Raw genomic sequence first — 14597 nt, forward strand, 5'->3', positions numbered from 1 at the left:
CGTCATTTCGTCGTTTGCCACCGAGTCTCCATGCCTGCACTGGACCACCCCTTGATCGACCAGTTCCTCGACGCCCTCTGGCTGGAGAAGGGGCTGTCCGACAACACCCGCGCTTCGTATCGCAGCGACCTGGCGCTGTTCAATGGCTGGCTGCAGGAGCACGGCGTGGCACTGCCTGATGCCGGGCGCGAACTGATCCTCGACCACCTGGCCTGGCGTTTCGACCAGGGCTACAAGCCGCGCTCGACCGCGCGCTTTCTTTCCGGGGTACGCGGGTTCTTCCGTTACCTGCTGCGCGAGCGGCTGGTCGCTGTCGACCCGACGCTGCAGGTGGACATGCCGCAACTGGGGCGGCCCCTGCCCAAGTCGCTGTCGGAGGCCGATGTCGAGGCCCTGTTGCAGGCGCCGGATCTTGGCGAGGCCATCGGCCAGCGCGACCGCGCCATGCTCGAGGTGCTTTATGCCTGTGGCCTGCGGGTGACCGAGCTGGTCAGCCTGACCCTGGACCAGGTCAACCTGCGCCAGGGCGTGCTGCGGGTGATGGGCAAGGGCAGCAAGGAGCGCCTGGTGCCGATGGGCGAGGAGGCGGTGGTGTGGCTCGAGCGCTACCTGCGCGATGGCCGCGCCGAGCTGCTCAATGGGCGCCCCAGCGACGTGCTGTTCCCCAGCCAGCGCGGCGAGCAGATGACCCGCCAGACCTTCTGGCACCGTATCAAGCACCAGGCGCGGGTGGCCGGCATCGACAAGCCGCTGTCGCCGCACACGCTGCGCCACGCCTTTGCCACGCACCTGCTCAACCATGGCGCCGACCTGCGCGTGGTGCAGATGCTGCTGGGCCACAGCGACCTGTCCACCACGCAGATCTACACCCATGTGGCCAAGGCCCGGCTGCAGCAGTTGCACGCCGAACACCATCCACGTGGATGAATGCTTTTCATGTTCCGCCGACCGGTGCCTGAGTACCCCTACTGCGCCAGTTTGTTGTGGTAGGCTTGGACGGTTTGTTGCAAGGGCCGAATGTTCGCCACCCGCCAGGGTCAAGCAACGCCCCCACGGCCCCGTCCGCCTTCAGGAGTACCCCATGCGCGTGACCCAGATTTTCGCCGCCGCCGCCCTGGCGCTGGCCAGTACCTTTGCCGTCGCCGCGGCCACCGATGCCAATGCCGGTGCCGAGCAGGCGATCCGCAAGTCCTTGCAGAACCTCGAGCTGGAAGTGCCTGTCGAGAGCGTCAGCAGCAGCCCGCTCAATGGCCTGTACGAAGTCAAGCTGCAGGGCGGTCGCGTGCTGTACGCCAGCGCCGACGGCCAGTTCGTCATGCAGGGCTACCTGTTCCAGATCCAGGACGGCAAGCCGGTCAACCTCACCGAGAAGACCGAGCGCCAGGGCATTGCCAAGCTGATCAACGGCATTCCGGTCGGCGAGATGGTGGTCTACCCGGCCAAGGGTGAAACCAAGTCGCACATCACCGTGTTCACCGACACCACCTGCCCGTATTGCCACAAGCTGCACGCCGAAGTGCCGGAACTCAACCGCCGCGGTATCGAGGTGCGCTACGTCGCCTTCCCGCGCCAGGGGCTGGGCTCGCCGGGTGACGAGCAACTGCAGGCGGTATGGTGCTCCAGCGATCGCCGCGCGGCGCTGGACAAGATGGTCGACGGCAAGGAGATCAAGGCCGCCAAGTGCGCCAACCCGGTCAGCAAGCAGTTCCAGCTGGGCCAGTCGATTGGTGTAAATGGCACGCCGGCGATCGTTCTACAGAATGGCCAGGTGATTCCGGGTTACCAGCCGGCGCCGCAAGTGGCCAAGCTGGCCCTGGCAGAGAGCAAGTAATCAATTCAGTACGCCGTCGTCATGGGGTGACGGCATGTTTCACGGTCGGCGCAGGTGCCGGCCGTTCTATGGGGAGTTCACAGTGAAACCGGTCAAAGTAGGCATCTGTGGGTTGGGGACCGTCGGTGGCGGAACCTTCAATGTACTTCAGCGCAACGCCGAGGAGATCGCCCGCCGTGCCGGGCGCGGTATTGAAGTGGCACAGATTGCCATGCGCTCGCAGAACCCGAACTGCCAGATTACCGGTACCCCCATTACCGCTGATGTGTTCGAAGTCGCGAGCAACCCTGAGATCGATATCGTCATCGAATTGATTGGCGGCTACACCATCGCCCGCGACCTGGTGCTCAAGGCCATCGAAAACGGCAAGCACGTGGTCACCGCCAACAAGGCGCTGATCGCCGTGCACGGCAACGAGATCTTCGCCAAGGCCCGCGAGAAGGGCGTCATCGTCGCCTTCGAAGCCGCCGTGGCCGGTGGCATCCCGGTGATCAAGGCGATCCGCGAGGGCCTGTCTGCCAACCGCATCAACTGGCTGGCCGGCATCATCAACGGCACCGGCAACTTCATCCTTACCGAGATGCGTGACAAGGGCCGCGCTTTCCCCGACGTGCTGGCCGAAGCCCAGGCGCTGGGCTATGCCGAGGCCGACCCGACCTTCGACGTCGAAGGCATCGACGCCGCGCACAAGCTGACCATCCTGGCGTCCATCGCCTTCGGTATCCCGCTGCAGTTCGACAAGGCCTACACCGAGGGCATCACCCAGCTGACCACCGCCGACGTCAACTACGCCGAGGCCCTGGGCTACCGCATCAAGCACCTGGGCGTGGCCCGTCGCACCGCCGACGGCATCGAGCTGCGCGTGCACCCGACGCTGATCCCCAACGATCGCCTGATCGCCAACGTCAACGGCGTGATGAACGCGGTGATGGTCAACGGCGACGCCGCCGGTTCCACCCTGTACTACGGCGCCGGTGCCGGCATGGAGCCGACCGCGTCGTCGGTGGTCGCCGACCTGGTGGACGTGGTTCGCGCCATGACTTCCGACCCGGAGAACCGCGTGCCACACCTGGCGTTCCAGCCGGACGCGCTGTCGGCCCATCCGATCCTGCCGATCGAAGCCTGCGAAAGTGCCTACTACCTGCGGATCCAGGCCAAGGACCACCCGGGCGTGCTGGCACAGGTCGCCAGCATCCTTTCGGAGCGCGGCATCAACATCGAGTCGATCATGCAGAAGGAAGCCGAGGAGCAGGACGGCCTGGTACCGATGATCCTGCTGACACACCGTGTGGTCGAGCAACGCATCGACGACGCCATCGTCGCCCTGGAAGCGCTCCAGGACGTGGTCGGCAAGGTCGTGCGCATCCGCGTCGAACAGCTCAATTAATTCCGGCGGCGGGCCGCAACGGCGGCCCGCGCCCAGCATCGAAGGTTTGCACCCATGCGCTATATCAGTACCCGCGGCCAGGCTCCGGCCCTGAACTTCGAAGACGTCCTGCTGGCGGGCCTCGCCAGCGATGGCGGCCTGTACGTGCCCGAGAACCTGCCACGCTTCACCCAGGAGGAAATCGCCTCCTGGGCGGGCCTGCCGTACCACGAACTGGCCTTCAGGGTGATGCGTCCGTTCGTCGAAGGCAGCATCGCCGACGCCGACTTCAAGAAGATCCTCGAAGAGACCTACGGCAACTTCGCCCACGCCGCGGTCGCGCCGCTGCGCCAGCTCAACGGCAACGAGTGGGTCATGGAGCTGTTCCACGGCCCGACCCTGGCGTTCAAGGATTTCGCCCTGCAGCTGCTCGGCCGCCTGCTCGACCATGTACTGGTCAAGCGCGGCGAGCGCGTGGTGATCGTCGGCGCCACCAGTGGTGATACCGGCTCGGCCGCCATCGAAGGCTGCCGCCGTTGCGACAACGTCGACATCTTCATCCTGCACCCGCACCAACGCGTGTCGGAAGTGCAGCGCCGGCAGATGACGACCATTCTCGGCGACAACATCCACAACATCGCCATCGAAGGCAACTTCGACGACTGCCAGGAAATGGTCAAGGCCAGCTTCGCTGACCAGTCGTTCCTCAAGGGCACCCGCCTGGTGGCGGTCAACTCGATCAACTGGGCGCGGATCATGGCCCAGATCGTCTACTACTTCCACGCAGCACTGCAGCTCGGCGGCCCGGCCCGTTCGGTGGCGTTCTCGGTGCCGACCGGCAACTTCGGCGACATCTTCGCCGGCTACCTGGCGCGCAACATGGGCCTGCCGATCAGCCAGCTGGTGGTGGCGACCAACCGCAACGACATCCTGCACCGCTTCATGAGCGGCAACCAGTACGTCAAGGATGCCCTGCATCCGACCCTGTCGCCGTCGATGGACATCATGGTCTCGTCCAACTTCGAGCGCTTGCTGTTCGACCTGCACGGTCGCAATGGCGCCGCGGTTGCCCAACTGATGGACACCTTCAAGCAAGGCGGCGGCTTCAGCGTCGAGCAGGATCGCTGGACCGAGGCGCGCAAGCTGTTCGACTCGCTGGCTGTCACCGACGAGCAGACCTGCGAGACCATTGCCGAGGTGTTCAAGGCCACCGGTGAAGTCCTCGACCCGCACACCGCGATCGGCGTCAAGGCCGCCCGCGAGTGCCGCCGCAGCCTGGATACGCCGATGGTGGTGCTGGGTACCGCGCACCCGGTCAAGTTCCCCGAGGCGGTGGAGAAGGCTGGTGTCGCCAAGGCCCTGGAGCTGCCGGCGCACCTGAGCGACCTGTTCAGCCGTGAAGAGCGCTGCACAGTGCTGGCCAACGACCTGAAGACCGTCCAGGCGTTCGTCAGCCAGCATGGCAACCGCGGCAAACCGCTGTAAATCGAGCGCTATGCGAGAAAGCCCGTCCTGGACGGGCTTTTTTGTGTGCGTGACACAGGGTCTCGATCTTTCAGACTTTTCCCATGTAGTTCGGTACCTACCCCTACTAAAGTGGTCGTTCCAACCCACAAGGCACACTGTTCCGGGGGAAGCTCATGCGTCAGCTCAATGTTCTTATCCACCAGGCTCGGCCCTACCACCAGATGTTGCTGCATCAGGCTTTCAATGCCCAGGGGGTCTACAACGTCCGGGTCACCGATGACGTGCCTACCGCAACGGCGCGGCAGCGCCCCGTGGATGTATTGGTGCTCGACCAGCGCATGTCCAGGGGCTATGCCCGGCGCCTGTTCAAGTACCTGATGCAGGCCTCCTGCGCGGGGGGATTGCTGTTTGTCGGGTGCGCCGGCGCGGGGGAAATGGACCTGGCGCTCGAGGCCCGTCAGTACGGTTTGAACGTGCTGGCAGAGTTGCCATGGCCGATGTCGATGGTAGGCCTGGAACAGGTGTTGGAGCGCCTCTAGTCGGCCACTGGCTGGATGCACCGAAACTGTCATGTTGGCCGCGCATGCTCGCGGTAACGGGCCAAGGCGAACTTTCCGTTGGTCCCGATGGTCAGTTTCCTCGAACCTTAGCCAGAGAGTGATCCGGATGGAAAGAGTCTGCAGACTGCTCAACGACGCCCTGACTCCATACCAGGCCGAGCTCAGTGCGGCCGATAGCCATGGCAGTCGCCAATTGACGCTCCATGACGAGCACGGCGTGCCGATCCTGCAACGCGAGGTCTGCGCTCGTCAATTGGCGGAGCAGCAGTTGCTGATCGACTTGGTCGATGGACTGCACCGTGACTTGCAGATCGCCGAAGGTCGCCTGCAACCCTGTGTGATCGCCGCCTTGCAACATCAGCGGCAGATGCACGGAACCTTTGCCTGACAGACCCATCAGATTCAGCAAGGGCCGTCGAATGGTGCTTTGCTCCGGTACCGTCCAGACTGTCACTGGAAGTCCCAAGGGCTTTCGCTTGACCCCGGTCGTCCTCCCCAGCGGCCGGGGTTTCTTTTTGCCTCGATTCCAGAACCGCCCAGGGCAATCGGCTTCAGGATGTTTCAGCGTGCCGACGGCTCCCCCTGTTCAAAGAAATGCCTGGCCTGCTCCAGGTAGTCCTCTTGCAGCCCCGGGTCCAGCCAGTGGGCGTAAAGTTCGGGCAAGGTACCGCGGCGCAGGGTCGGCAGCAACTGGTCGATATGGGCAATCGCCTCGCGTCCCAGGGGAGTGTCCGAGCAGCCCACATGCAGGAACTGGTAGCGGTTCACGGCAAGGATGGGGTGGAAGCTGTAGTCGTCCAGCGAGCCATTCTGCTGCTGGATCAGGTAACGCATCTCGGGCCAATAGCCGAGCACCAGTTGCAGGCGACCCAGTTGCTGCATCTGCAGCAGGCTGGCCGTGGCATCGTTGCCATAGTGTCGGCTGAACGCGGCATCAGGCAGATTCCGGAGGACTTCGTCGACCTGCGCGCTGTAGCTGCGTTCGGCGACGATCCCCAGCTTGAGGTGGGTTTCGGCCAGCAAGCGCTGCAGGTCGACCTGCTGGCCTTCCAGGTAGGGCGCCAGCAACGCCTGGTCTTGCTTACGCACGATCAGGCCGCTGCTCAGCACGCCCAGCGATGGCTGGGAAAAGTGCACATACCTGGCGCGCTCGGGCGTCCAAAGCAGGGTCGGGTCGCAGGTGAAGCTGGGCTCCTGGAGCATCTGCAGGCCCCGGGCCCGATTGACCCGGACGATGCGGTGGTCGTACTCGGGCATCCGGGCGATCAGCATCGGCAACAGTTGGTCGATCACCCCCTGGCCCTTGGCCGGCCCTTCGAAGATGGTGAACGGCGGCAGGTCGCGCACCAACCATAGCAGGCGTTCCCTGGCCTCGGCCATCTGCCCCGCAAGAGCGGTCAGCAACAGGCAGAGCACGATGGGCAAATGGCGGATACCCATGGGGTGTGGGTCAGACCGTACCGGCCGCGCGCAGGCGGGCAATGGCGGTTGCGTCGTAACCCAGGCTGGCCAGTACCGTGGCCGTGTGTTCGCCGAGGGCCGGGCCGACCCACTCGGCGGAGCCGGGGGTGTCGGACAGCTTGGGCACGATGCCTGGCATCTTGAACGGCTTGCCGTCCGGCAGCCGTGCCTGGAGGAACATCTCGCGGGCGAGGAATTGCGGATCGCCCAGCATGTCCTCGGCGGAGTAGATCCGGCTGGCCGGGACCTCGGCGTCGTTCAACACCTGCATTACGTCGGCCAGCGGCAGGCTGTTGGCCCAGCGGTCGATGATTCCGTACAGCTCGTCGCGGCGCGCATCCCGGCCGTCGTTGGTGGCCAGGCTCGCATCGTTGGCCAGGTCGTCGCGGCCGATGGCCTGCATGAAACGCTTGAAGATCGCGTCGCCGTTGGCGCCGATCTGCACGTGACGGCCATCGGCGGTGGTGTGGATGCAGGAGGGTGTGATGCCCGGCATGATGTTGCCGGTGCGTTCGCGGATGAAGCCGAACACATCGAACTCTGGCACCATGCTCTCCATCATGGCGAAGATCGCCTCGTACAGCGCCACGTCCACCACCTGGCCCGCGCCACCGTTGACCTCGCGATGACGCAGGGCCATCAGTGCGCCGATCACGCCCCACAGCGCGGCAATGGAGTCGCCGATGGAGATGCCGGTACGTACCGGCGGGCGGTCCTCGAAACCGGTGATGTAGCGTAGCCCGCCCATGGACTCGCCGACCGCGCCGAAGCCCGGCTGGTCTTTCATCGGCCCGGTCTGGCCGAAGCCCGACAGGCGCACCATGACCAGTCGCGGATTGAGGCTATGGAGCACGTCCCAGCCCAGCCCCAGCTTCTCCAGCACGCCGGGGCGGAAGTTCTCGATCAGGATGTCGGCGTCGGCCAGCAGGCGCTTGAGCACGTCGCGGCCTTCCGGGTGCTTGAGGTTGAGGGTCAGCGACTGCTTGTTGCGCGCCTGGACGAACCACCACAGCGACGTGCCTTCATAGAGCTTGCGCCACTTGCGCAGCGGGTCGCCGCCATCGGGGGATTCGACCTTGATCACCTCGGCGCCGAATTCGGCGCAGATCCGCGAGGCGAACGGGCCGGCGATCAGGGTGCCGAGCTCGATGACTTTCAGGCCGGCGAGGGGTTTGCTGGGCGTAGGCATGGGGCATCCGTGGCGGCTGGGCGTGAGGGCAGGTTGTATCACAGCTCGGCGATGGCAGGTATATCGGCGTTGTCTGATCCGGCGCTGGCGCCCGGGATCAGTTAGACTGTGCGCCTTTCTCCCGCAAGAAGCCCATTGCCCATGGCCCAGCCGTCCACCACCTACAAGTTCGAACTGAATCTGACCGACCTCGATCGCGGCGTGTACGAGAACGTCCGCCAGACCATTGCCCGTCATCCCTCGGAAACCGAAGAACGCATGGCCGTGCGCCTGCTGGCCTATGCCCTCTGGTACAACGAGCAGCTGTCCTTCGGTCGCGGCCTGTCGGACGTCGATGAGGCGGCCCTGTGGGAAAAAAGCCTGGACGATCGCATCCTGCACTGGATCGAGGTTGGCCAGCCCGACGCCGACCGCCTGACCTGGTGCTCGCGGCGGACCGAGCGCACCAGTCTGTTGGCCTATGGCAGCTTGCGCGTCTGGGAGAACAAGGTGCTTGGCGCAGTCAAGGGCCTGAAGAACCTGAGCATCGCCGCCGTGCCGCAGGACGTGCTGGAGGTCCTCGCCACCGACATGCCGCGCACCATCAAGTGGGATGTGATGATCAGCGAAGGCACGGTGTTCGTCACCGACGACCGTGGCCAGCACGAAGTGCAGCTGCAGTGGCTGCTCGGCGAGCGCGGCTGACCTGATTCACACCAGATTATCGAAGACCCCATGCGTATCGAACCCCGTCCCCTGCCGTCGCCCCTGCCATTGCTGGGCAACCTGCCACCCCTGCTGACCCGCCTGTACGCCGCCCGTGGCGTTCAGACCGAGGCTGAACTGGACAAGAGCCTGGCGCGCTTGCTGCCATTCCAGCAGCTCAAGGGCATCGATGCGGCGGTGGACCTGCTGGTCGAGGCACTCGACCAGCGCCAGCGCATTCTCATTGTCGGCGACTTCGACGCCGACGGCGCCACCGCCAGTACCGTCGGTGTGCTTGGCCTGCGCCTGCTGGGCGCGGCGCATGTCGACTACCTGGTGCCCAATCGTTTCGAATACGGATACGGCTTGACTCCGGAGATCGTCGAGGTCGCCCTGCAGCGCCAGCCGCAGTTGCTGATCACCGTGGACAACGGCATCTCCAGCGTCGAGGGGGTGGCGGCCGCCAAGGCCGCCGGGCTCAAGGTACTGGTCACCGACCACCACCTGCCGGGCGAACAGTTGCCCGCCGCCGATGCCATCGTCAATCCGAACCAGCCGGGATGCGGGTTCCCGAGCAAGTCCCTGGCGGGCGTGGGGGTGATCTTCTACGTGCTGATGGCCCTGCGCGCGCGCCTGCGCAGCCTGGGGCGCTACGAGGCTCAGCCGCAGCCGAACATCGGTGAGTTGCTCGATCTGGTGGCACTGGGCAGCGTCGCCGACGTGGTGCCGCTGGACGCCAACAACCGCATCCTGGTGCACCAGGGGCTGGAGCGAATCCGCGCCGGCCGCGCCCGCCCCGGGCTCAAGGCTATTCTCGAGGTGGCGCGGCGCGATCATCGACGCATCACCTCCACCGACCTGGGCTTCATCCTCGGCCCTCGGCTCAACGCCGCCGGGCGGTTGGACGACATGAGCCTGGGTATCGAATGCCTGTTGTGCGACGACGCGGCGTTGGCGCTGGACATGGCCCAGCAGCTCGACGGCCTGAACCAGGACCGCAAGTCCATCGAGCAGGGCATGCAGCGCGAGGCGCTGGCCCAGCTCAAGGACCTGCCAGTCGAGTCCATGCCCTATGGCCTGTGCCTGTTCGACGCCGAATGGCACCAGGGGGTGATCGGCATTCTTGCCTCGCGGTTGAAGGAGCGTTACCACCGTCCGACCATCGCCTTCGCCGATGCGGGGGAGGGGATGCTCAAGGGCTCGGCGCGCTCGGTGCCGGGGTTCCATATCCGCGACGCGCTGGATGCCGTGGCAGCGCGGCATCCGGCCTTGATCAGCAAGTTTGGCGGGCACGCGATGGCGGCTGGTCTGTCGTTGCCGGCCGAAAACTTTCCTTCGTTTGCCGAGGCATTCGATGAAGAGGTGCGGCGTCAGTTGCGTGAGGATGACTTGACCGGTCGGCTGTTGTCGGACGGTACCCTGGCGGTCGAGGAGTTTCACCTGGACCTGGCGCGGGCATTGCGCAATGCCGGGCCTTGGGGGCAGCACTTTCCAGAGCCGTTGTTCCATGGGGTGTTTCAGCTGGTCGAACAACGCGTCGTGGGGGAGCGCCACCTGAAGGTGGTGCTCAAGAGCGAGTGCGGAGCGGTGCGCCTGGACGGAATTGCCTTCGGCATCGATCGCGAGGTCTGGCCGAACCCTACGGTGCGGTGGGTGGAGCTGGCCTACAAGCTGGATGTCAATGAGTTTCGCGGGAACGAGAGCGTGCAGTTGATGATCGCCCACATGGAAGCACGCTGATTTCGCAGTAGCGGGTTGGGCGGGGCGGGTGAGGATTACCGGCATACCGCCCGGCGGGTCTGCCGCCATGGCCCAGACTCGGTTATACTCGCGGGCTTTTCACCGAATTCGCACGAGAGCTGCCCGCCCATGGAAATCCAACCGATCCTGAACACCATCAAGGACCTCACCGAGCGTTCCCAGTCCATTCGGGGGTATCTTTGACTACGATCACAAACATGATCGTCTGGTCGAAGTAAACCGCGAGCTGGAAGACGCCGCTGTCTGGAACAAACCCGAGTACGCCCAGGCCCTGGGCCGCGAGCGCGCCATGCTGGCACAGGTGGTCGAGACCCTCGATAAACTGTCCAACGGCCTGACCGACTGCAAGGACCTGCTCGACATGGCTGTCGAGGAGGGCGATGAAGGCGCTGTCAGCGATGTCGAGACCGAGCTGCAAGGGCTTGAGGAATCCCTCGCCCAGCTTGAGTTCCGTCGCATGTTCAGCGGCGAGATGGACCCGAACAACGCCTACCTGGACATCCAGGCCGGCTCCGGCGGCACCGAGGCCCAGGACTGGGCCAACATCCTGCTGCGCATGTACCTGCGCTGGGCCGACAAGCGTGGCTTCGACGCCACCATCATCGAGCTGTCCGAAGGCGAAGTCGCCGGCATCAAGGGCGCCACCGTGCACATCAAGGGCGAGTACGCCTTCGGCTGGCTGCGCACCGAGATCGGCGTTCACCGCCTGGTGCGCAAGAGCCCGTTCGACTCCGGCGCCCGTCGCCACACCTCGTTCTCGGCGGTGTTCGTATCGCCCGAGATCGACGACAAGGTCGAGATCGAGATCAACCCGTCCGACCTGCGCATCGACACCTACCGCTCCTCCGGTGCCGGTGGTCAGCACGTCAACACCACCGACTCGGCGGTGCGTATCACCCACGTGCCGACCAACACCGTGGTGGCCTGCCAGAACGAACGCTCCCAGCACGCCAACAAGGACACCGCCATGAAAATGCTGCGGGCCAAGTTGTACGAGCTGGAAATGCAGAAGCGCAACGCCGCCTCCCAGGCCCTGGAAGACAGCAAGTCGGACATCGGCTGGGGCCACCAGATCCGCTCCTACGTGCTCGACGACTCGCGCATCAAGGACCTGCGTACCGGCGTCGAGCGCAGCGACTGCCAGAAGGTCCTGGACGGCGACCTCGACCAGTACCTGGAAGCGAGCCTCAAGCAGGGGCTGTAAACCGTACACCACCGCCGCGATACGAGGCCCAGGGCCCGTATCGCGTGCCCTGCCCGACAGGGGCAACGAACACCTGATGGAAAGAATGACGACATGAGCGACCTCAAGACCGAAGCGCAAGACCTGCAACAGGAAGAAAACGCCCTGATCGCCTTGCGCAAGGAAAAACTTGCCGCCGAGCGCGCCAAGGGCAATGCCTTCCCCAACGACTTCCGCCGCGACAGCTACTGCAACGACCTGCAAAAGCAGTACGCGGACAAGACCAAGGAAGAGCTGGAAGCAGCCGCCATCCCGGTCAAGGTCGCCGGTCGCATCATGCTCAACCGTGGCTCGTTCATGGTCATCCAGGACATGACCGGCCGTATCCAGGTCTACGTCAATCGCAAGACCCTGCCGGAAGAGACCCTGGCCGCGGTCAAGACCTGGGACCTGGGTGACATCATCAGCGCCGAAGGCACCCTGGCCCGCTCCGGCAAGGGTGACCTGTACGTCGAGATGACCAGCGTGCGCCTGCTGACCAAGTCGCTGCGCCCACTGCCGGACAAGCACCACGGCCTGACCGACACCGAGCAGCGCTACCGCCAGCGCTACGTCGACCTGATGGTCAACGAGGAAACCCGCCACACCTTCCGTGTGCGTTCGCAGGTGATCTCGCACATCCGCAAGTTCCTCATCGAGCGCGACTTCCTCGAAGTCGAAACCCCGATGCTGCAGACCATCCCCGGCGGCGCCGCGGCCAAGCCGTTCGAAACCCACCACAACGCCCTGGACATGGCCATGTTCCTGCGCATCGCGCCGGAGCTGTACCTCAAGCGCCTGGTGGTCGGTGGCTTCGAGAAGGTGTTCGAGATCAACCGCAACTTCCGTAACGAAGGCGTTTCGACTCGTCACAACCCTGAATTCACCATGCTTGAGTTCTACCAGGCCTACGCCGACTACCGCGACAACATGGACCTCACCGAGGAACTGTTCCGCGAGCTGGCGCAGCTGGTACTGGGCAGCACCGATGTGCCGTACGGCGACAAGGTGTTCCACTTCGGCGAGCCGTTCGTGCGCCTGTCGGTGTTCGACTCGATCCTCAAGTACAACCCGGAGCTCACCGCCGCCGACCTGCAGGATGTCGAACGTGCCCGCGAGATCGCCAAGAAAGCCGGCGCCAAGGTGCTCGGCCACGAAGGCCTGGGCAAGCTGCAGGTGATGATTTTCGAAGAGCTGGTCGAGCACAAGCTGGAACAGCCGCACTTCATCACCGAGTACCCGTTCGAAGTCTCGCCGCTGGCCCGTCGCAACGACGACAATCCGGCCGTGACCGACCGCTTCGAGCTGTTCATCGGTGGCCGCGAGATTGCCAACGCCTACTCCGAGCTCAACGATGCCGAAGACCAGGCCGAGCGCTTCCTGGCCCAGGTGGCCGAAAAGGACGCCGGTGACGACGAGGCCATGCACTACGATGCCGACTTCGTCCGCGCCCTGGAATACGGCATGCCGCCGACCGCCGGTGAAGGCATCGGCATCGACCGCCTGGTGATGCTGCTGACCAACTCGCCGTCGATCCGCGACGTGATCCTGTTCCCGCACATGCGTCCACAGGCCTGAGCGATCTGAACAAGCCGCCTTTCGAGGCGGCTTTTTCATGCCTGAAGCTTTATGTTGTCAGTGCCGGCCTCATTGCCGGGCAGGCAACCCACTGTTCGTGAGGTAAACCAGAGTGACCCCCGCAATGCCCCACCAGGGTGCCGCCGGTATCGCCACCGCCGTCGCCGAGAGCGTGCAGTACCAGGGCCGCAAGACCGCCCGCCAGGGCAGCGAACAGCGCCGCCAGCAGATCCTCGACGCCGCCATGCGCATCGTCGTGCGCGATGGCGTGCGCGGCGTGCGCCACCGTGCCGTGGCCGCCGAGGCTGCCGTGCCGCTGTCGGCCACCACCTACTATTTCAAGGATATCCAGGACCTGCTGGCCGACACCTTCGCCCAGTACGTCGAACGCAGCGCGGCTTACATGGCCAAGCTGTGGACCAACACCGAAGGTGTGCTGCGCCAGTTGCTGGCCCAGGGCGACGGCACCCCCGAGGCCCGGGCGCACCTGGCCGATGAAGTGGCGCGCATGCTGGCCGACTACGTCCTGCGCCAGCTGAACAACCGCCGCGACTTCCTCATGGCCGAGCAGGCCTTCCGCCAGGAGGCGCTGCTGTGCCCGCGCCTGGCCGAGCTGGTGCAGGCCCACGAGCAGATCCTGCTGCATGGCGCACGGCAGATCCTGCAGGTGGTCGGCTCGCGCCAGCCCGAGCAGGATGCCCAGATGTTGACGGCGATAATCGAGCAGATGGAATATCAGGGCCTGCTCAAGGATGCGAATGCGCAGGCCGATGAGCAGATGCTCGCTATCCTTGTCCGATACCTGCAGATGGTGCTGGCCTCGGCCTGAGTGGCGAACGACTTTTCAAGGAGAACCTGATGAAAGCCTGGCGTGTGGTGTTGTTGACCTTGTCATTCCTCCTGCTGGGCGGTTGTCTGGTGACGTTCGACGAGCCACTGCCGGCCAACCAGCCGGCGCCCAAGGCCCTGCTGGGGCAGTGGAGCAGCAAGGACGCCTGGGGCCAGCCGCTGAAACTGAGCATCAGCCGCGCGGGTGGCAACACCTACAAAGCGGTGGCCCGTGCCCAGGGCAAGGCCCCCGAGGAATACGCCTTCACCGTGGCCCGGCACGGCAACCGCTGGTACCTGTCGGCCGGGGTGCCCAAGCGCCTGGGTGGCAATTTCCTGATCGGTGGCTTCGAGGTGATCGACGGCAAGCAGCTGGTGGTCTACAACCTCGATGTCGAGCAGGTGCAGCAGGCCGTCGCCAAGAAAGAACTGAGCGGACGCAACACCGAAGTGCCGGAAGATAACGGCGAGGGCGTGCTGATCGACAGCCCGACCGAGCGGGTGCTGGCGTACCTGGACGATCCCGCCAACTCCGATCTGTTCGTCGAGGTGGCGCGCTTCCAGCGTTCCGGTAAATAGCAGTGAGCATACCGGCCTCGTCGCGGGGCAAGCCCGCTCCTGGTTGTGGGAGCGGGCTTGCCCCGCGATGA

General features: G+C 64.8%; 14 protein-coding genes. 12 read left to right on the forward strand and 2 right to left on the reverse strand.

The annotated features are described in order from the left end of the window. Positions 1–30 precede the first annotated feature (30 nt). From xerD to ACVWZ5_RS18160, 6 genes are all read left to right on the forward strand, one after another. Positions 31–927 carry a site-specific tyrosine recombinase XerD gene (xerD, locus tag ACVWZ5_RS18135; protein ID WP_028691585.1) on the forward strand — a complete coding sequence of 299 codons (897 nt, stop codon included), beginning with the start codon at positions 31–33 and terminating at the stop codon, positions 925–927. Positions 928–1081: 154 nt separating this feature from the next. Then, positions 1082–1831, forward strand: coding sequence for a thioredoxin fold domain-containing protein (locus ACVWZ5_RS18140; protein ID WP_028691584.1), 750 nt, complete (start codon positions 1082–1084; stop codon positions 1829–1831). Positions 1832–1913: 82 nt separating this feature from the next. Then, positions 1914–3218: a homoserine dehydrogenase gene (locus ACVWZ5_RS18145; RefSeq protein ID WP_023630110.1), complete on the forward strand. Its 1305-nt coding sequence runs from the start codon at positions 1914–1916 to the stop codon at positions 3216–3218. Between the two features lie 54 nt (positions 3219–3272). Continuing rightward, positions 3273–4682 (forward strand): threonine synthase, encoded by a 1410-nt coding sequence (gene thrC, locus ACVWZ5_RS18150; protein WP_062574976.1) that lies wholly within the window; start codon positions 3273–3275, stop codon positions 4680–4682. A 155-nt stretch (positions 4683–4837) separates the two neighbouring features. After that, entirely contained in the window at positions 4838–5203 is a 366-nt protein-coding gene (locus tag ACVWZ5_RS18155; protein WP_062574975.1) for a hypothetical protein, read from the forward strand. A 127-nt stretch (positions 5204–5330) separates the two neighbouring features. Continuing rightward, positions 5331–5612, forward strand: a complete 282-nt coding sequence (locus ACVWZ5_RS18160) for a DUF3509 domain-containing protein (RefSeq protein WP_096049474.1) — start codon at positions 5331–5333, stop codon at positions 5610–5612. Positions 5613–5785: 173 nt separating this feature from the next. Here the strand turns inward: ACVWZ5_RS18160 and ACVWZ5_RS18165 are convergent, their stop codons facing one another. After that, entirely contained in the window at positions 5786–6664 is an 879-nt protein-coding gene (locus ACVWZ5_RS18165) for a TIGR02285 family protein (RefSeq protein ID WP_062574973.1), read from the reverse strand. Between the two features lie 10 nt (positions 6665–6674). Beyond that, the gene (locus ACVWZ5_RS18170; RefSeq protein ID WP_062574972.1) at positions 6675–7874 is read right to left on the reverse strand and encodes a CaiB/BaiF CoA transferase family protein; all 1200 of its coding nucleotides are present in this window, start codon (positions 7872–7874) and stop codon (positions 6675–6677) included. Positions 7875–8015: 141 nt separating this feature from the next. Between ACVWZ5_RS18170 and ACVWZ5_RS18175 the strand changes: the two genes are divergently transcribed. The 6 genes from ACVWZ5_RS18175 (at position 8016) to ACVWZ5_RS18200 (ending at position 14526) form a co-directional block, all read left to right on the forward strand. Then, the gene (locus ACVWZ5_RS18175; protein ID WP_050704212.1) at positions 8016–8558 is read left to right on the forward strand and encodes a YaeQ family protein; all 543 of its coding nucleotides are present in this window, start codon (positions 8016–8018) and stop codon (positions 8556–8558) included. 30 nt (positions 8559–8588) lie between these two features. Next, the gene (recJ, locus tag ACVWZ5_RS18180) at positions 8589–10298 is read left to right on the forward strand and encodes a single-stranded-DNA-specific exonuclease RecJ (RefSeq protein ID WP_062574971.1); all 1710 of its coding nucleotides are present in this window, start codon (positions 8589–8591) and stop codon (positions 10296–10298) included. A gap of 129 nt (positions 10299–10427) precedes the next feature. Continuing rightward, positions 10428–11523, forward strand: a protein-coding gene (prfB, locus tag ACVWZ5_RS18185) for a peptide chain release factor 2 (RefSeq protein ID WP_139121065.1) whose coding sequence is annotated in 2 segments (ribosomal slippage) — positions 10428–10499 and positions 10501–11523 — 1095 coding nt in all. Because the reading frame shifts where the segments join, the coding sequence is not laid out codon by codon here. Positions 11524–11616: 93 nt separating this feature from the next. Further along, positions 11617–13119 carry a lysine--tRNA ligase gene (lysS, locus tag ACVWZ5_RS18190; protein ID WP_062574969.1) on the forward strand — a complete coding sequence of 501 codons (1503 nt, stop codon included), beginning with the start codon at positions 11617–11619 and terminating at the stop codon, positions 13117–13119. A 124-nt stretch (positions 13120–13243) separates the two neighbouring features. Continuing rightward, entirely contained in the window at positions 13244–13948 is a 705-nt protein-coding gene (locus ACVWZ5_RS18195; protein WP_062574968.1) for a TetR/AcrR family transcriptional regulator, read from the forward strand. Between the two features lie 29 nt (positions 13949–13977). Then, positions 13978–14526 (forward strand): LolA-like protein, encoded by a 549-nt coding sequence (locus ACVWZ5_RS18200; protein ID WP_062574967.1) that lies wholly within the window; start codon positions 13978–13980, stop codon positions 14524–14526. The last annotated feature ends 71 nt before the right edge of the window (positions 14527–14597 follow it).

The organism is Pseudomonas sp. TE6283, assembly GCF_054060555.1.